The following is a 17828-nucleotide window of genomic DNA, read 5'->3' as shown; positions in this document are numbered from 1 at the left end:
CCGGCTCTCACGACTGGTCCTTGCCTCCAGCATCGTCGTCGGCCGGGCCACCGGCCTCACCCCCTGCAGGTGAGGTGATCAGCCGGCCGAGGACGGCCGAGACGACCAGGGTGCCGCCGAACAGGACCAGCCAGGAGGCGATGGCGAACACCACCCCGAGAGCGCCGAACTGCGTGAGCTGTGCGGACGCGAAGCGAGGCATGAACAGCTGGGAGGCGTAGGCCAGCAGCACCACCAGCACCCCGGACACGAGAGCCCCCGGGAAGAGCAACCGCCACGAGACCCTTCCGCCGAGCAGCAGCCGTGCGGTCCACCACCAGAGCAGCACGTTGACCACGAGCTGGATCCCCAGGTGCGCCATCCGCACCAGCGGCAGACCGGTGAGGCTGCGCAGCAGGAGCGCGCTGATCTGGAGCGTCGCCACCCATCCGAGGAGCCACAGCAGGCTGCCGCGCACCGCACGGACGCCCCGGAACGTCGGCAGCTCCCACACCCGTGCGTACATGCGTTGCAGCGCCCGGGAGAAGCTGGTCGCAGAGCCGACCGCCACCACGAGGCTGAGCGCACCCGCCTGCACCTGGGTGTCGGGGGAGACCCCTGCGTCGCGCAGGGGTTGCATGACGTCGTTGTGCACGCCCATCACGTCACGCACCTGGTTCAGCAGGGTCGTCCCGGCGTCGTCCGGCAGCAGGGCGCCGACCAGGACCAGCAGCGGGATCAGGGCGAGCAAGGCCTGCGCGCCGATCGCGAGCGAACGGTCGATCAGCTCGATGCGTGCGAGCTCCGACACCAGCCGGTGCGCGGCCGGGAAGGCAGGGAAGAGCGTCGTCCCGCCACCGCCGGCGCTCACCCCTGGCTCCGCACCAGACCGGCCTCCACGGCGGCTCGCATCGCGGCGTGGTCGAGTGAGTTCAGTTCGGCGTACCCCTCGGCGAAGGCGGTCACCGCCTGGGCGAACACGTCGTCGGTACCGAGGTAGGCCGCGATGGCGATCCGGTCGCCGGAGCGGGCATGCGCCCGGGCGAGCGACCACGCGCACAGCTGTCCGTAGGACCGCAGCATCCGCGGCAGCATGGTGGCGACGTCGGCGGAGCCCTTCCAGTCGGCGAGCTGACGTACGTAGAAGTCTCTGCTCCGCCCATCGAGCCCGATTGTGGTCTGGTAGCCCAGGAACGGGTCCCCGGCGGCCTGCATGAGCCGCTGTCCGGTGACCACCCGCTCCCCGTGCGGGATGCTGCTGGTGTCGCCGAGGTGGTCGGCCAGGGCCGACCGGCCGGCCTCCTTCACCTGCAGGAACAGCGGGTCGTCCTCGTCGCGGCCGACCATCAGCACGATCCAGCAGCGGGTGCCGACGCTGCCGACACCGACGACCTTGCGGGCCATGTCCACGAACCGGTAGCTGCGCACCAGCTCCCGGAACCCCACCGGGAGTGTCTGGGAGTACCGCTCCAGCAGATCCCCGACGGCGCTCTCGATCGCGTCGGGCGCTGTCTCCGGGGCGAGGTCGGAGATCGGGACCACCAGCGGGGGGTCGCCGACGATGCGGCGGCGTCCGTCGACGATCGCGGTCAGCTTCTGCAGCGAGCGCCGGTGGTCGCGGCTGCGGGCCTTGGCGATCGCCCGGTCCAGCCGCTTTCCGGTGCGTGCGTCTATCTGGTCACCGATCTGACGGCGTGCCTCGGCGACGTCCAGCTTCGTGTACCAGACCTCCAGGTTGCCCAGGGCGGCGAGCTCGGCCATCGACGCCTGGTAGCGGCGTACGGCGGCCAGCGCGATCTTGCGTGCCTGACGCGGGGTGAAGCCGTTGTCATGGGCGGCGATGACCAGGCTGGCGCTCAGCCGCTTGACGTCCCACTCCCAGGGACCGGGGATCGTCTCGTCGAAGTCGTTGATGTCGAAGAGCAGGTTGCGCTCAGGCGAGGCGAACATGCCGAAGTTGGACAGGTGGGCGTCCCCGCACAGCTGGACGGTCAGCCCCGACTTCGGGGTGCGCGCCAGGTCGGCGGCCATCACGCCGGCGGCGCCGCGGAAGAACGCGAACGGCGAGGCGAGCATCCGGGCGTGCCGGAGAGGCACCAGATCCGGCAGCCGTGACGCATCCTCGGCGACCAGCACCTGCACGGGGTCCCGGCCGGCCGCCCGCACGAGCTCGGCGTGCGCCTCCGGCGGGACCTGGTCCCGCGCCTCCCGGCCGAGGCAGGCGCGATCCTCGGGGGTCAACCAGGGAGCGCTGGTCCCGGGCGCGTTTGCGTTCACCGTCTTACGAGCCGGTCGGCTGCGAGACGGCGGTGCCGGCGACCATCCCCGACGCCGCTCGCTGCACCGGGATCTGCACGGCACGCACCGGGACGGCACCTGAGGCCGCGAGGTCGAGCTGGGCGTTCAGGGTGATCGCGGCGTCGATCAGCGAGAGGTGGGTGAAGGCCTGCGGGAAGTTCCCGATCTGCTCGCCGGTCAGTGCGATCTCCTCGGAGAACAGCCCGACGTGGTTGGCGTAGGTGAGCATCTTCTCGAACGTGAGTGCGGCCTCGTCGAGGCGGCCGGCCCGCGCCAGGGCATCGACGTACGCGAACGTGCACAGCGAGAAGGTGCCCTCGGAGCCGCGCAGCCCGTCGGGGGAGGCCTCGGGGTTGTAGCGGTAGACGAGGCTGTCCGTCACGAGCTCTGCGTCCATCGCCTTCAGGGTCGAGGACCACAGCGGGTCCGTGGGCGTGATGAACCCGAGGCTCGACATCCGCAGCAGCGACGAGTCCAGGACGGTGTTGTCGTACTCCTGGACGAAGGCTCCGCGCTCGGCGTTCCACCCCCTCGTCATGATCTGCTCGTAGATGGCATCCCGGTGCTCGGTCCAGCGACCGAGGTGCGCCGGCCGGGCGTGGCTGGTGGCGAGCCGGATGCCCCGGTCGAACGCCACCCAGCTCATCAGCCGACCGTAGGTGAAGTTCTTGCGACCTCCCCGGGTCTCCCAGATCCCCTCCTCGGGCTGGTCCCAGTGCTCGACCAGCCAGTCCAGCAGGCCGGAGACCGCACGCCAACCCTGGTGGCCCATCTGCAGACCCCGCTGGTCGGCGAAGTAGATGCTGTCGAGGGCCTCCCCGTAGATGTCGAGCTGCAGCTGGTCGGAGGCTCCGTTTCCGATCCGGACGGGCCGCGAGCCGCGGTAGCCCTCCCAGTGGTCGAGGGTCTCCTCGACCAGGTCCGAGGATCCGTCGACTCGGTACATGATCTTCAGCGGGCCCTCCCCGCCGCCCACCTGCTCCTGTACGCGGTCCCGGAGCCAGCCCGTGAACGCGGCCGCCTCCTCGGTGAAGCCCATGCCGAGCAGGGAGTAGACGGAGAAGGACGAGTCCCGGATCCACGTGTAGCGGTAGTCCCAGTTCCGTTCCCCGCCGATCTGCTCGGGGAGACCGGCCGTCGGGGCCGCGACGAGGCCACCGGTGGGCGCGTAGGTCATCAGCTTCAGGGTGATCGCGGAGCGGATCAGCTGCTCCCGCCAGCGACCGACGTACGTCGACTGGGCCACCCAGTCCTTCCAGAAAGCCACCGTCTCGTCGAAGAGGCCGCGGACCTCGGCGGCGCGGAAGGCTCGCGGCGGGCCGGCGCTCGCGGTCTCCAACACCATCCCGCGGGTCTGGCCGGCGGTGAGGAGCACCTCCGCATGCAGGTCCCCGTGATCGTCGAGGTGGACTCGGGCGACCCGGTCGTCGTCCGGCTCACGCACGACGTTGACGGTCACGGCCTCCTGCCCGGAGCGGAAGACGCACCCGTCCGCGGTCAGCTGGGCCTCGTGCCGCCCACGTCCGTAGTCGAACCGGGGCGCGATGTCGAGAGCCAGCCGGAACTGTCCGCGCACGCAGCGGACCATCCGCACGATGCGGTGTCGGTCCGTCGCCACGCGGCTGCTGCTGACCGGCATGAAGTCCACCACCTCGGCGGCACCGCCCTCGGTCATGAACCGCGTGATCAGGATGGCCGTGCCGGGCAGGTACAGCTGCTTGCTGGTGTAGCCGTCATCGACGGGCCGCGCCCGGAAGTGACCGCCGCGGCCCTCGTCCAGGAGCGAGCCGAAGATGCTCGGCGAGTCGAAGCGAGGCGAGCAGAACCAGTCGATGGATCCGTCGCCGGCGACGAGGGCCGCCGTCTGGAGGTCGCCGATCAGGCCGTGGTCGGCGATGTTGGGGTAGGTCATGGTGGCGCTGCTCCTTCGCAGAAAGGGAGCGGGGCACCTGCGTGCAGGTGCCCCGACGGCTCGGCGGACCCGGCGGCCCGCGTCACCTCTGGGTCTTGAGCTCTCCGCCGTGGGCGGTGATGGCGTAGATGACGATCACGTCGAGGGCGATCATGGTGACGGCCCAGATGGGGAACGCCGGGATGAACGCCAGGTTCACCAGGGCGCTGATGACCGCCACGACGATGCCGGTCACCCGTGCCCACATCGCGCCGGTCATCAGGCCGAAGCCCGCGGCGAGGGCGATCAGGCCGATCACCAGGTGCGCCGTGCCCCAGGCGTTGTAGTCGACGTTGACCATCAGCTGGTCGCTGACCACGAGGTAGTAGCCGTCGTCGAACAGGGCCACCAGACCGGCGATGACCTGGAAGGACCCGAGCAGGACCATCATGACGGCGCCGAACAGGACCCATCCGGTCCACGCCGTCGGTTGCGGCGCTCGTGCCTCCCCGGCCCGAGGCTGCGGGACGCGGGTGGTGGAGGCGGGTGCCTGCTCTCTCATTTCGCTCATGTCCACTCCTGGGAGACGGGACTCTGCTTCTCCCTGAACGATCCGCCGGAGCGGTCCGCGCGGCATCACCCGCAGAGGATGAGGAACCCGGGGGGCGAGGACGAGGGCCGGTCCCGGAGAGTCGTGGACGGTCCCGGGACCGCGGGTCAGCGAGGGCTCGGGCGACCGGCGCCGGGACGGCGGGTGGCCGGGGTGACGACCGTGGCCGGTGCGCCGGCGACCGCGAGTCCGGCGGCCGCCACCAGGGCGGAGGCGGTCGCGGCCAAGGAGATCGAGGCCGTCATCGCGACCACGACGAGGACGCCGGCCGCGAGCAGCGGCACGAGCGCGGGACGCCGGGACGTGCGGAGCCGGGAGCGCCGGTCCTCATCACCGACCGCGAGGGCGTCGACGGCGAACTGCGGGAGCAGAGCGGCGGCGATCGCGACGTACTGCCACTGCTGATCGAGGTGGCCGGCCCGGTGCACCAGCGCAGCCGCGAGGACGACCAGGGCGGCTCCGGCCAGGGTCCGCATGGCATGGACCTGCAGCTGGGTGCGCGTGGGCACCACGCTGGGCGGAGGGGCCTCGTGCGTGTAGGACGGCATGTCTTCCTCCCGCTGGACCGCGGCTGGATGCGGATCGGGTGAGCGGTGACCCTTGCCGGGTCACCGCTGCTCCACCATAGGCAGCGGTCGGGGCGGCTGACCGCAGATTGCGCAGACCCGGCCCGGTCTCCGGCCCGGCTGCGCACTCCGGTGCTGCCTGCCGGCGGCTCACCCGTGGAGGTGGTCCCGCCAGTCTGGCGGGACCCGGCCCTGGGGGCCCGGTGACGGCTGCCCGTCGGGGCGTGACGTGGGAGCCGCCAGCTCCGGGCCGCTCAGCATCTGCCCGGACCTGTAGTCGAACCACCAGGTCTCGCCCGGCTCGAAGCTCTGGATGTACCGGTGCGAGGTGGCTCTGGCGTGCGCGCTGGCGTGCTGGGCCGGCGAGGAGTCGCAGCACCCGATGTGGCCGCAGGCCGCGCACCGGCGCAGGTGCATCCACCAGCCCGGCGGATCGGCGGCGTCGCAGTCCAGGCAACCGGTGCCGCTCGGTGCCACCGTCACGTCGATGTCGTCGTCCATGCGCTGCTCCTCGGCTCGCTCCGGTGCAGCGTGGCCCTGACGGCCGTCGGTGTCCAGGGGGACTCGGCATCGGTCCGCCGGCGCTCAGCGCTGCTCCGGCGCATGCTCGGGCTCGGGTGCGCCCTCCGTCGTGGCCGGCGCCGCGGGCTCGGCCTGGTCCGCCGGCTCCGGCGGCCGCTGGCGGGGGAGCGTGGGCCTGGCCGGGACCGGCCCCGCGGTGGCCGGGGTCGGCCGCGGCGGAGCGGCGAGGAACTCGAGGAGAGCCAGCACCACGACGGCGGCGATCGCGACACCGACCACGACCATCCCGGAGGGTCGGGTCCAGAACATCAGCACGAGCCCGGCCAGCAGCAGTACGCCGATGCGCAGCGCGGCGCGGTGGGCGTAGACCCAGACACCGAAGCGGCCCGTGCTCCAGCCGGCCTCCTGGGCCCCCGCCCGGAGACTGCCGATCCCGCCGAGAAGGCCGAACGCGTCCGGACGGCACCGGAGGCCGGTCCGGTCAGGAAGGCAGCCAGCGCCAGCACCAGCCCCAGCACTGCGGTGGCCCGCAGCGCCGTCCGCAGGAAGCGCACGAGGGTGTCGAAGACGCTGCCCGCGGCGTTCTCGGTGAGGATGTCGGCGGGTGTGGCGCCGACGTACCACGATCGCGCCAGTGCCAGGAGCACGCCGAGGACGATCATGGCTCCGGTGAGCCCGAGGGCTCCCTTGAGCAGCGCCCGGCGACGGTCGCGGGCGAGCATCACGCCACCGACGAAGAGGACGACGACGATCACCGGCAGCCAGAAGCCCAGGTTGTTCAGCAGCTGGTAGAAGCTCTGGGCCGAGGTGATCGCGTCGGACTGGACGAGCACGAAGGACTGGTCGACGGGCGGGATGTTCTGGGCCAGCGAGAAGCCCTGGGCGACCAACCGGTCCTTGACCTGCGCCACGATCGGTCCGAGGTTGAGCGTGATGGTGTCGCCCTGCGCGCTCACCGCCCCGCCCTCGTTGCCGGACAGGAGCTTGTCCACCTGGGTGTGCGCTGCGCGGTTGACCTCCTCCCAGATCCGGGCGAACTGCGGGCTGGCGACGAAGGCACCGACCTGGTCGCGGGTGAAGCTCTTGACGCCGTCGGTGATGGGCACGGCCAGCCCGGGTAGCAGCGCGGCAGCCCGGGGCGGGACGTTCGGCTGCTCCGCCAGCGTGTTGAGCGCGTCCGTGGTGATCTGCTCGATGTCGAGGTTGTCGAAGATCAGCACCGTGACCTTGTCGGCCACCGCGCTCTGCACCGCGGGGTCCTCGGCCAACGGCGCCACCGTCTGGACGTAGGCGTCGGTGTCGGAGATCTGCGCGTTGGCCCACACCGCCACGGCCGAGAGCGGCGCGAGCACGCACGCGAGGGTGAGCAGCACCGCGGAGGAGACCGCCCACCAGGCGGACCGGTGCCCCGTCCGACGGGCCGGCGTCCCACCGGCGCCGTGGGCGGAGGGTTGGTTCTCGAGCTCGGCGACCCGCGCCCGTAGACGTTCGACCTCGTTGACGTCGTCGTTCATCGCGACGGCTCCCTTCGTGCGGCTGGTCCCACCGTGCGACGGCACGGAAGGACGCGCATCCCCCACGGGGGACGAGCTCGCGGAGTCAGACCGCGGCGTCGGCCGGCGCTCGGTGCTCGAGGGCGAGGCCGCGGATCCGCTCGAAGTCCTCGTCGGTGAACACCCCGTTGACCCCGGAGATCGCGGCGAGCTTCATCCCGTGCTTGAGCCCGAGCCGGTAGATCTCCTTCACCTTCTCCCACTCGATGTCGCGGCCGACGGTGAACGTCTCGTAGCGGCCCTCCAGGGCCAGGACGACGGTCTCAGCCATGCAGGCGTAGGCCACACCGGGAGGCAGCCCGATGTTCTTCATGTGCACGTCACCGGGCAGCTCGATCTCGCCGGACTCGATCACCAGCACGTCCGGGCGCTTGGCCACCTCCTCCGCCGACAGGTCCAGCGGACGTGCGACGTCGGTGATCACGCAGCCCGGCTTCACCGCCATGATGTCGAGGACCCGCTTGCCGGCTCCCGAGGTCGCGGTGACGATCAGGTCCATGTCCGAGAGGTGATCGTCGGGCGTGGCCGCGACCTGGATGCGCGCCCGGTGGTCGCCCCGCTCGATGTCGTGCTTGAGCGCGAGCAGCTTGGCCGACTCCGGTGAGACCAGCCAGAGCTCGTCGCTGGAGAGCGCGAGCAGCCGCGCGCAGACCGAGCCGATGGAGCCGGACGCGCCGACCACCATGGCCTTGCCCCTGATCCGCCCCTGTTCGTCGAGCTCGGCGATCCCGAGCCGGTCAAGCGCCTCGTGGGCCGCCCACAACGCTCCCGAGGCGCTGTAGCTGTTCCCGGTGGTGATCGGCAGCGGCGCCTGCTTGGCCACGGTCACCCCGGCGTCCCCGACGACCTTGGTGAACGCGCCGAGTCCCATCACCTGGGCCCCGAGCTTCCGGGCCATCTCGGCAGCGGCGAGCAGCCGCGCGTAGGTGAACTCCGGGCTGTGCGCCATCAGCTCCTTCGGTGTGCCGCCCACGGTGATCAACCAGCCTTCGGCCTCCGCCCCGGTGGCGGACTTGATCCCCGTGACGTGGCTGTAGGTGAAGGGCGGCGCATAGGCGAGCGTCTTCTCCAGGACGTCGAGCATCACCGGTGGCGCCACCTTGGCGACGGTGCCGAGGGGCTCCACGTTGCGGAAGAACTTCGTCGACAACGGGTGGATGACGAAGGCGAACCGGCTCTTGCGGCGCGGCCCGTTCGGGTACAGCACCCGCGGCTCGAGACCGGCGGCGACGATCATGTCCAGGAGGTCGTCGTTGGTCAGGGCACCGCTGCCGGGGACCGAGGCCAGCATCATCGCCTCGAGCACCGCCGCCTGGACGGTCACCTGGAACGGCTGGGGAGTCGTGTCGAGGACCATGTCCACGTCACGCCTGGCCAGCTCGGCGAGCTGTTCGTCGGAGACCGAGGAGGTGATCACCGTCTTCCCGGCGAGGTCCTCCAGCCCGAACCCGAGCAGCTCCTCGAAGGTCGCGACCACGACGTCGCAGTCGTGGGCGGCCTGGCGTGCCAGCGCGTTGCTGATCCGGGTGCCCGGGGTCTTGATCTGGGACTTCACCGCTCCCGGAAGCATCTTGACCGGCCACAGGCCCGCCTGCGCCGCCAGCCCGAGAACCGGGTGCGAGTCCAGCTTGGCCGGCAGGTCGAGCCGCAGCAACGGGTCGGCGAACTGCAGGTTCTGGGTGTACTCGCGCAGCACGCGAGTGGCCCGACCGTGGTTCATGCCACCGAGCACGACCGTGCGGGCGTTGTTGAAGAAGCCGGGCATCTCGTTCTGAACGTGCCGGATCGCCCACTCCTGGAGCACGTCGCGCAGGGCGTGCCCGTCGGCGACCGGCACCTGCGACGTGGCCCGGCGGACCTGCTCGATGGCGGCGAGCTCGCCGTCGTACAGCCCGGCGGCCCGAGCCTCGCGGATGCCCGTGACCGCGATCGCGTCCGCCTCGGCCGCCCAGGTCCGCACGGCCGCCTCGGCGGCGGTGACGTCCCCGTCCGTACCGACCCGGACGATGCGGAAGTCCTTGTCGAGGAAGGTGACGTGCTCGTCGTAGTCGCGCTGCGAGCTGGTCAGGCTGACGTTGACCACGAGTGCGGTGGACGCTGTCCGGGTCGGCATGGTGACTCCCTGGTGTGCGGTGTGGCGCTGACCTCGTTGCCTGCTAGACCATCGCCTTGGCGTCGACCTCGGGGTGGCCGGCCATGAAGTCCAGCAACCGGTCGGCGTAGGTCTCGAACCGCGGGCAGGTCAGGCCGGTGCCGACGAGGTCGGCGAGCGTGTTGGCGGTGGAGTAGGTGGTCGGTGAGGCGAAGTAGTCCAGCGCCTCGGCCGGCAGGCCCAGCAACCACTCGAGCCCCGGCACGCGTCCCACCGCCGCCCGGGTGGCGCCGAGCGGCACCGGCACCCACAGCACGCGTTTGCCCAGGTGCCGGGCGAAGGTGTCGACGAGAGCACGGACCGTGGGCGGGTGGGGATCGGTGAGCGCGTAGCACCGGCCCCGGGAGGTGTCGAGCACCGAGAGCTGGTCCATCGCCTCGACGACGAAGTCGCGGGGCACCAGGCACACCCGGACCCGGTCGGGGTTGCCGACCGCGGGGACCACGGCGACCGGCAGCTGCCGGCGCAGGAACGCGGCGAGGAAGTAGGGGCCGTCGTACTTCTGCGTCTCTCCGGTGCGCGAGTCCCCGACCACGATCCCCGGACGGTAGATGGTCGCCGGCAGGCCGTCGTCCATGGCCGCCCGCACCAGCTCCTCCGCCTGGAACTTGGTGGACTCGTAGTGGTTGCGGAAGGTCTGCCCCACGTCCAGGTCGTCCTCGGCGAACTCGCCGGCATACTCGCCGCTGACGTAGCAGGTGCTGACGTACTGCAGCCGGGTCAGGTGCGGCCGGGTCCGGCAGAAGGCGAGGACCTGGGCCGTCCCGTCCACGTTGACCCGGCGGGCGACGGTCTCGGCGACGGCGAGGTCGTAGACCGCCGCGAGGTGCCAGACCTCGGTGACGTCCTCGAGGTCGGCGAGGTCGGGGGCGGACAGGCCGAGATCGGGAGCCGTGATGTCCCCGGTCGCCAGCGTGATCCGACCGTGCGTGTGCGGATGGGTGGCCTCGATCGCGCGGAGCCTGCCGTGCGCCTCGGCCAAGTGCTGCTCCTGCACCAGGCAGACGGCGCGTACGCCGTCGCGGCGGGCGAGCAACCGGGGGAGCAGCGCCGAGCCGAGGAAGCCGGGGAAACCCGTCATCAGCAGCACCGTCACGCGAAACGCCTCCTCCGGCCCACCGGCGAACCACCCCCCGAGGACTCGATGCTACCCACGCCGACCGGTCGACGGTGTGCCTCGAGGAGGCGTCCGGGCGCCCCGCGCACCGCAGACCCAGAAAGGGGCCGAAGGTCCGTCGTGCCGCCGCCGGCAGGCTGCGCGACGGACCCCCGACAGGTGTCCTTCGGCCCTGGCACGCCGTCGCGGAGGCACGTTGCGACGCCGGTCAGCGGTCGCGGCTCACGTGGCGCGGCTCAGGGGCCCGCCTCGACGATCCGCCGGACCTCGGTGAGGTCGAGGTCGAACGGGCCGATCCGGGTGAGCACCCAGGAGGCGCCGCGGTCGAGCCACGGCACCGGAGCCTGCTCGGGCTGGAGGTCGATCACCAGCTCGAAGCCGGGCGCCGGTTCATGCTCGGAGAGGGCGGCGCTCACCTCGCCGAGGTCGCCGGGCGAGTCCAGGCCGATGACGAAGAACCCGTCATGTCTCGCAGCCCGGCGCAGTGGCGCCTGGTTGCCGAACCGCCCCGCCAGCCAGATCGGCACCGAGGGCGCCGGGTGGAAGCCGGCGCTGTGCACGGTGTAGTGGTTCCCGTCGTGGTCCACCTGCTCCCCGGAGAGCAGGGCGGTCAGGACCTCGAGTCCCTCGTCGAGCATCCGGCCGCGCACCTTCGGATCGGGCTCGTCGCGGAAGGAGCTGAACTCTCCGACCCAGTCGTCGCCCAGCCCCAGGCCGAGCACGAACCGGCCACCCGAGAGCACCGCCAGGCTCGCGGCCTGCCGAGCCAGGACCTGCGGCCGGCGCCGCGCCAGCGGAGTCACCATCGGCCCGAACAGCAGCTTCTCGGTCCGCATCGCGACAGCCGCGCAACAGGTCCACACGTCGGCGATCGCGCTGACGCGGTCGCCGTACTGCAAGTGGTCCCAGACGAAGAAGCCGTCCCAGCCGGCCGCGTCGGCGCTGGCGGCAAGGTCGCCCACAAGCCCGGGGTCGGCGAGCGCATCGAACGGGGCGACGAACAGTCCGCGGCGCGTGGTCATGGCGCCGATCATGTCGGGTCTGCTCCGAAATGCCGCTGCCGGGGTCGCCACGCGGCGCGTCCTCAAGGCCGGTCGGATCCGATGGCACCCGCGGCCCCCACCCATCGCGGGGGAGCGGACGCAGATGTATCGCCGCCGGTCGCATCGGATACGGCCGAGGTGGGTACCCTCCCCATGCCCTGCCTCGGGTCAGACCCCCGTGTGCGGCGTACTCAGCCACGACGTGGGGGGAAGGGAACCGACCTGGTGCGGATCCGGATCCTGCTGTGCGCCGTCGCACTCAGCACCTCCACCGTCCTGGACCTGATGGCGGTACCCCCGGTGACTCTGCCGACCAACTGTGCCGCCGTCACGGTGGGCGGCGTCCCGGACGGGCACGCCCACAACGACTACCTGCACCCGCACCCGCTCACCGACGCGCTCGCTGCCGGGTTCGACAGCGTCGAGGCCGACATCTGGCCCGTCGCCGGGCGACTCCTGGTCGGCCACACCCGCGACCAGACGCGTCCCGGCCGCACCCTGACCAGCCTGTACCTCGAACCCCTCCGCCGGCGGGTCAGCGCTGCGCAGGCAGATGGGCGCACCCTCGCCCCGGTCCAGCTGCTCCTGGACGTGAAGGGTGACCCGCACCAGACGCTTGGCCTGCTCGACCCCCTGCTCGCCGCCTACACCGAGATCCTCACCGGGTACCGCGGCTGCGTCGCCACCCCGGGACCGGTCAGTGTCGTCCTCAGCGGCAACGAGACCCCGCAGCCGCCGGCCCGGGACCAGGTCCGCTACTACGGGTACGACGTCGCGCTCGGCAGGTTCGACGACAGACACCTGGATGAGGCCGTCGCGCCGCTGGCCTCGGCCCGCTGGCGGACGTTCTTCGCCTGGAACGGGCTCGGCCGGATGCCGGGACCGCAACGCGCCCGCCTGGACAAGCTCGTCGCCGCGGTCCACGCCGCCGGCACCCGGCTCCGGCTGTACGGCGCACCACAGCCGACCGCCCCGGACGCGGAGAACCTGTGGGCTGTGCTCACCGAGGCCGGCGTCGACTACATCAACACCGACGACCTCACCGGCTTCGCCCGCTACCGCGACCGGCAGCGCTGAGGTCGCGCCACCTGCCGACGGGTGGCGTCCCGGACTCAGGCGTCGATGACGATGGAGATGATCAGCGGGCTGCGACGGAACTTCTTGTGCGCCCACTGGCCCACGTCGCGGGTGATCATCTGCTCGAGCTGGTGGGAGTCGCCGATCCCTTCGAGTGCCGCACGCTCCAGCGTCTTGGCGACCACGGGCACCGCGGCCTCGAACGCCGCCTGGTCGTGGACGAAGCCGCGGATCAGGAAGTCCGGCGGCTCCGCCAGCTTGCCGCTGTCGGCGTCGACGATCGCCAGCACCGTCACGACGCCCTCCTCGGCCAGCGTCCGCCGGTCCCGCAGCGACGCCTCGGTGGCGCCGCCGACGGTCGCGGCGTCGACGTAGACGTTGCCCGCGGGCACCTTCCCGGTGATCTTGGCGCGCCCGTCGACCAGGTCGACGACCACCCCGTCGTCGGCGAGCACCACGCGTGAAGGATCGATGCCGGTGCTGATGGCGAGGTCGCCGTTGGCGCGCAGGTGCCGCCACTCGCCGTGGACCGGCATCACGTTGCCGGGTCGGACGATGTTGTAGCAGTAGACGAGCTCGCCCGCGCTCGCGTGGCCGGAGACGTGGACCTTGGCGTTGCCCTTGTGGACCACGTTGGCGCCCCACCGGGTCAGTCCGTTGATCACGCCGGAGATGGCGTTCTCGTTGCCCGGGATGACCGAGCTGGCCATCAGCACGGTGTCGCCCTCGCCGACCCGGATCTTGTGGTCACGGTTGGCCATCCGGGAGAGCGCGGCCATCGGCTCGCCCTGGGAGCCGGTGCAGACCAGCGCGACCTTGTCGGCCTTCATCCGCTCGAGCTGCTCGAGCGGCACGATCAGGTTCTCCGGGACGCGGAGGTAGCCGAGGTCGCGGGCGACCCCCATGTTGCGCACCATCGAACGGCCGACGAAGGCGACCTTGCGGCCGTGCGCGTGCGCGGCGTCGAGGACCTGCTGGATGCGGTGCACGTGGCTGGCGAAGCTGGAGACGATGATGCGGCGGGGTGCGGTGCGGAACACGGTGTCGATCGCCGGGCTGAGGTCGCGCTCGGACATCGTGAATCCGGGCACCTCGGCGTTGGTGGAGTCGACCATGAACAGGTCGACGCCCTCCTCGCCGAGCCGCGCGAAACCGCGCAGGTCGGTGATCCGGCCGTCGAGCGGGAACTGGTCCATCTTGAAGTCGCCGGTGTGCAGCACCACGCCCGCCGGGGTGCGGATGGCGACGGCCAGGCCGTCCGGAATCGAGTGGTTGACCGCGAGGAACTCGAGGTCGAAGGGGCCGAGCTTCTTGGTCTCGCCCTCCTTGACCGGCATCAGCCGCGGCTTGATCCGGTGCTCCTTGAGCTTGGCGTCGATCAGCGCCAGCGTCAGGCGGGACCCGACCACCGGGATGTCCGCGCGCTCGCGCAGCAGGTAGGGGACGCCACCGATGTGGTCCTCGTGCCCGTGGGTCAGCACCACCGCGACGATGCTGTCGAGCCGGTCCCGGATCCAGCTGAAGTCGGGCAGGATCACGTCGATGCCGGGCTGGTGCTCCTCGGGGAAGAGCACGCCGCAGTCGACGATCAGGAGCTTTCCGGCGTGCTCGAAGACGGTCATGTTGCGGCCGATCTCACCGAGCCCGCCGAGTCCGACGACGCGGAGCCCGTTGCGGGGCAGTTTCGGGGCAGGGCGAGTTCTGGGTGCGGGTGGCTCACAGCGTCACGCTATCGGAGAGTGCGGACGGCGCGCGCCCCGCGGTGCGTGATCAGGCCGGCCCGGACGGTGCGGGCCTCCCGGGGCGGAGGTCGTCGGGTCCGCCGTAGTCCCCGGCCGGGGTCACGACGGTGCCGGCCGTTCCCTCGATGATGGCGACGGCGTCCTCGAGCCTGCCGATCGCCGCCATGTCGCCGGTGACCTCCACGAAGCGGCACACCGCCTCCACCTTGGGACCCATCGAGCCCGCCGGGAACGACTCCCGGCGCAGCGCCGCCGGGGTGGCGCGCAGGATCGGCGTGGCCTGCGGGGAGCCGTAGTGCCGCGCCACGTTGGCGACGTCGGTCAGGACGAGCATCGCGTCGGCCTCGAGCGCCTCGGCGAGCACCGACGTGGTCAGGTCCTTGTCGACGACGGCCTCGACCCCCTCGAGGTGACCCTGCTCGTTGCGGATCACCGGGACCCCGCCGCCTCCGGCGCAGATCACCACGGCACCGCTGGTGAGGAGGAGCCGGATCAGCCGGGTCTCCACGACCCGCCGGGGCTTCGGCGAGCCCACCACCCGCCGCCACACGTCACCATCGGGTCGCACGGTCCAGCCCCGCAGCTCCGCGAGCCGGTGCGCCTCGGCCTCGTCGTACACCTCCCCGACGAACTTGCTGGGGGACTGGAAGGCGGGATCGTTCGCCTCCACCAGGGTCTGGTTGATGATCGCCGCGACCTGGCGGCCCGGGAGCGCGTTCTGCATCGCCTGCAGCAGCCAGTAGCCGATCATACCCTGCGTCTGGGCGCCCAAGACGTCGAACGGGTACGGCGTCGTGAGGTGCGGGTCGGAGGCACTCTGCAGCGCCAGCACGCCCACCTGGGGGCCGTTGCCGTGCGTGATCACGATCTCGTGATGGGCGGCGAGCGGTGCCAGCGCGGCGACCGCCCGGGCGACGTTGGCTTCCTGGACGTCGCAGTCGGGCCGCTGGCCACGCTGCAGCAGCGCGTTGCCGCCGAGCGCGATCACGATGCGCACCTCAGCCGCCCAACGTCGCGACCAGCACGGCCTTGATGGTGTGCATCCGGTTCTCGGCCTGGTCGAAGACGATCGAGTGCCGCGACTCGAACACCTCGTCGGTGACCTCGAGGGCGGTCATTCCGGTCTTCTGGAACAGCTCCTCGCCGACCTTGGTGTGCCGGTCGTGGAAGCCGGGCAGGCAGTGCATGAACTTGACCTGCGGGTTCCCGGTCAGCGTCAGCAGGTCCGGGTTGACCTGGTAGGGCCGCAGCAGGTCGATACGCGCCTCCCAGGTCTCCATGGGCTCGCCCATCGAGACCCAGACGTCGGTGTAGACGAAGTCCACGCCGTCCACGCCCTCGCCCACGTCCTCGGTGTGGGTGATCCGGGCGCCGGTCTCGGCGGCGATGTCCCGGGCCTGCTTGACCACCCCGTCGTGGTTCCACAGCTCCCGGGGCGCGACGATCCGGACGTCCATCCCCATCATCGCGCCGGCCACCAGCAACGAGTTGCCGACGTTGTTGTGGGCGTCGCCGAGGAAGGCGAACGAGATCTCCTCGTCGTGCTTGTACGTGTGCTCGCGCATCGTCAGCATGTCGCACAGCGACTGGGTCGGGTGCCACTCGGTGGTCAGCCCGTTCCAGACCGGAACCCCGGAGAACGCGGCGAGGACCTCGACGTTCTCCTGGGCCGAGCCGCGGTACTCGATGCCGTCGTACATCCGGCCCAGCACGCGGGCGGTGTCCTCCATGGACTCCTTGTGCCCGATCTGGGAGCCCGACGGGTCCAGGTAGGTGACGCGCGCGCCCTGGTCGAAGGCGGCGACCTCGAAGGCGCACCGGGTGCGGGTCGAAGTCTTCTCGAAGATCAGCGCGATGTTCTTGCGCGCGAGCCTGGGCTGCTCGGAGCCGGCGTACTTGGCCAGCTTGAGCTCGGCCGCGAGGTCGAGCAGGAAACGCCACTCCTTGGGGGTGAAGTCGACCTCCTTGACGAAGCTGCGATGCCGCAGGTTGAAGGCCATGTCAGATCCCTTCGCGCTCGATGGGGCAGGTCATGCAGCGGGGTCCGCCGCGGCCGCGTCCGAGCTCGCTGCCCTGGATGGTCACCACCTCGACACCCTCCCGGCGCAGGAAGGTGTTGGTCGTGACGTTCCGCTCGTAGGCGACGACCACGCCGGGACGGACCGCGAGCACGTTGCAGCCGTCGTCCCACTGCTCGCGCTCCGCTGCGTGCACGTCCTGGGTGGGCGTGAGCACGCGGATCCGCTCCACGCCGAGGGCGTCCGCGATCGCGCGGTGCATGTCCTCGGGGGCGTGCGCGGTGATCTTCAGCTCCTTCTCCGTGCCGCCCGGCTCGATCGTGTACGACGGCAGCATCCCGAGGCCGGCGTACTTGGTGAACGTGTCCTCGGTGACCATGCTCATCACCGTGTCGAGGTGCATGAACGCCCGCTTCTGCGGCATCGCCAGCGCGACGATCCGCTGCGCGGAACCCTTGGCGAAGAGCCTGCCGGCGAGCCGTTCGATGCCTTGCGCAGTGGTCCGCTCACTCATCCCGACCAGGACCGCGCCGTTCCCGAGCACGTGCAGGTCGCCGCCCTCGGTGGTGGCGATGCCGTTGACGGTGCCCTCGGACCACACCTCGAAGTCGGCATCGGCGAAGAGCGGGTGCCAGCGGTAGATCGCCTCGTAGTGGATCGTCTCGCGCTCACGAGCACGCTTGCGCATCGAGTTGATCGAGACGCCGTCGTAGATCCAGGCCGAGGTGTCCCGGGTGAACATGTGGTTCGGCAGCGGCGGCAGCAGCATGTCCTCGAGGTCGAGGGCCTGGACGACCAGCGACTTCGGCTCCTCGACATGGTCCAGCAGCTCGCGTTTGGTGATCCCCCCGATGAGGTACTTCACCAGGCTGTCGTCGTCGAGCGCGGTGAACATCGCGAACAGCGCGTCGAGCGCCATCGGCCCGTAGACCCGCTCGTCGAGGGAGGCCCGGAGGATGTAGTCCTTCGCCTCGGGGACGGCCACGGTCTCGCGCAGGAGGGTGTCCAGCATGTGCACGGTGACGTCGAGGTCGCGCAGAGACTCGGCGAACGCGTCATGCTCCTGCTTGGCCCGTTTGACCCACAGGACGTCGTCGAAGAGGTAGGCGTCCTTGTTGGTCGGGGTCAGCCTCTTCAGCTCCAGGTCCGGCCGGTGCAGGATCACCTGCTTGAGTCGTCCGACCTCGGAGTCCACGTGCATGCTCATCGACGACCTCTTCTCGGGCAGGCAGCCTCGGGCAGGCGCCTGTGGGCCCAAGG

General features: G+C 71.0%; 15 protein-coding genes and 1 pseudogene. 1 reads left to right on the top strand and 15 read right to left on the bottom strand.

Annotated features, from left to right (window positions below; all coding sequences use genetic code 11):
* Positions 1-7 precede the first annotated feature (7 nt).
* The 11 genes from H9L09_RS20710 to H9L09_RS20660 form a co-directional block, all read right to left on the bottom strand.
* Entirely contained in the window at positions 8-850 is an 843-nt protein-coding gene (locus tag H9L09_RS20710; protein WP_187578656.1) for a YhjD/YihY/BrkB family envelope integrity protein, read from the bottom strand.
* Positions 847-2220, bottom strand: coding sequence for a DUF2252 domain-containing protein (locus H9L09_RS20705; protein WP_223164147.1), 1374 nt, complete (start codon positions 2218-2220; stop codon positions 847-849). The genes H9L09_RS20710 and H9L09_RS20705 overlap by 4 nt, the downstream gene beginning before the upstream one ends.
* Positions 2221-2260: 40 nt before the next feature.
* Entirely contained in the window at positions 2261-4189 is a 1929-nt protein-coding gene (locus H9L09_RS20700) for a glycoside hydrolase family 15 protein (protein ID WP_187578654.1), read from the bottom strand.
* Between the two features lie 82 nt (positions 4190-4271).
* Entirely contained in the window at positions 4272-4739 is a 468-nt protein-coding gene (locus H9L09_RS20695; protein ID WP_187578653.1) for a DUF7144 family membrane protein, read from the bottom strand.
* 146 nt (positions 4740-4885) lie between these two features.
* Positions 4886-5326: a hypothetical protein gene (locus H9L09_RS20690; RefSeq protein ID WP_187578652.1), complete on the bottom strand. Its 441-nt coding sequence runs from the start codon at positions 5324-5326 to the stop codon at positions 4886-4888.
* 168 nt (positions 5327-5494) lie between these two features.
* Complete coding sequence (locus tag H9L09_RS20685) at positions 5495-5845, bottom strand: UBP-type zinc finger domain-containing protein (protein ID WP_187578651.1); 351 nt, start codon at positions 5843-5845, stop codon at positions 5495-5497.
* An 84-nt stretch (positions 5846-5929) separates the two neighbouring features.
* Positions 5930-6175 (bottom strand): hypothetical protein, encoded by a 246-nt coding sequence (locus H9L09_RS20680; RefSeq protein WP_187578650.1) that lies wholly within the window; start codon positions 6173-6175, stop codon positions 5930-5932.
* Positions 6175-7380, bottom strand: coding sequence for a hypothetical protein (locus H9L09_RS20675; RefSeq protein ID WP_187578649.1), 1206 nt, complete (start codon positions 7378-7380; stop codon positions 6175-6177). The genes H9L09_RS20680 and H9L09_RS20675 overlap by 1 nt, the downstream gene beginning before the upstream one ends.
* Before the next feature lie 85 nt (positions 7381-7465).
* Complete coding sequence (locus H9L09_RS20670; protein WP_187578648.1) at positions 7466-9532, bottom strand: dehydrogenase; 2067 nt, start codon at positions 9530-9532, stop codon at positions 7466-7468.
* A gap of 43 nt (positions 9533-9575) precedes the next feature.
* Positions 9576-10667, bottom strand: coding sequence for an SDR family oxidoreductase (locus H9L09_RS20665; protein ID WP_246456145.1), 1092 nt, complete (start codon positions 10665-10667; stop codon positions 9576-9578).
* A 257-nt stretch (positions 10668-10924) separates the two neighbouring features.
* Positions 10925-11710, bottom strand: a complete 786-nt coding sequence (locus tag H9L09_RS20660) for an LLM class flavin-dependent oxidoreductase (RefSeq protein WP_187578647.1) — start codon at positions 11708-11710, stop codon at positions 10925-10927.
* Between the two features lie 246 nt (positions 11711-11956).
* Between H9L09_RS20660 and H9L09_RS20655 the strand changes: the two genes are divergently transcribed.
* Complete coding sequence (locus H9L09_RS20655) at positions 11957-12808, top strand: PI-PLC domain-containing protein (RefSeq protein ID WP_187578646.1); 852 nt, start codon at positions 11957-11959, stop codon at positions 12806-12808.
* 35 nt (positions 12809-12843) lie between these two features.
* Here H9L09_RS20655 and H9L09_RS20650 read toward each other — a convergent pair.
* From H9L09_RS20650 to H9L09_RS20635, 4 genes and pseudogenes are all read right to left on the bottom strand, one after another.
* Positions 12844-14528, bottom strand: a pseudogene (locus H9L09_RS20650) (ribonuclease J).
* A gap of 50 nt (positions 14529-14578) precedes the next feature.
* Positions 14579-15547 carry a carbamate kinase gene (locus H9L09_RS20645; protein ID WP_187578645.1) on the bottom strand — a complete coding sequence of 323 codons (969 nt, stop codon included), beginning with the start codon at positions 15545-15547 and terminating at the stop codon, positions 14579-14581.
* A gap of 1 nt (position 15548) precedes the next feature.
* Complete coding sequence (argF, locus tag H9L09_RS20640) at positions 15549-16550, bottom strand: ornithine carbamoyltransferase (protein ID WP_187578644.1); 1002 nt, start codon at positions 16548-16550, stop codon at positions 15549-15551.
* A 1-nt stretch (position 16551) separates the two neighbouring features.
* Positions 16552-17775 (bottom strand): arginine deiminase, encoded by a 1224-nt coding sequence (locus H9L09_RS20635; protein ID WP_187578643.1) that lies wholly within the window; start codon positions 17773-17775, stop codon positions 16552-16554.
* Positions 17776-17828: the final 53 nt, after the last annotated feature.

Origin of the sequence: Nocardioides mesophilus (assembly GCF_014395785.1) — a bacterium.
Taxonomy (GTDB): Bacteria; Actinomycetota; Actinomycetes; order Propionibacteriales; family Nocardioidaceae; genus Nocardioides_B; species Nocardioides_B mesophilus.
The sequence above is the reverse complement of the archived record's forward strand: the minus strand, read 5'-3'. Positions and strand labels throughout refer to the sequence as shown.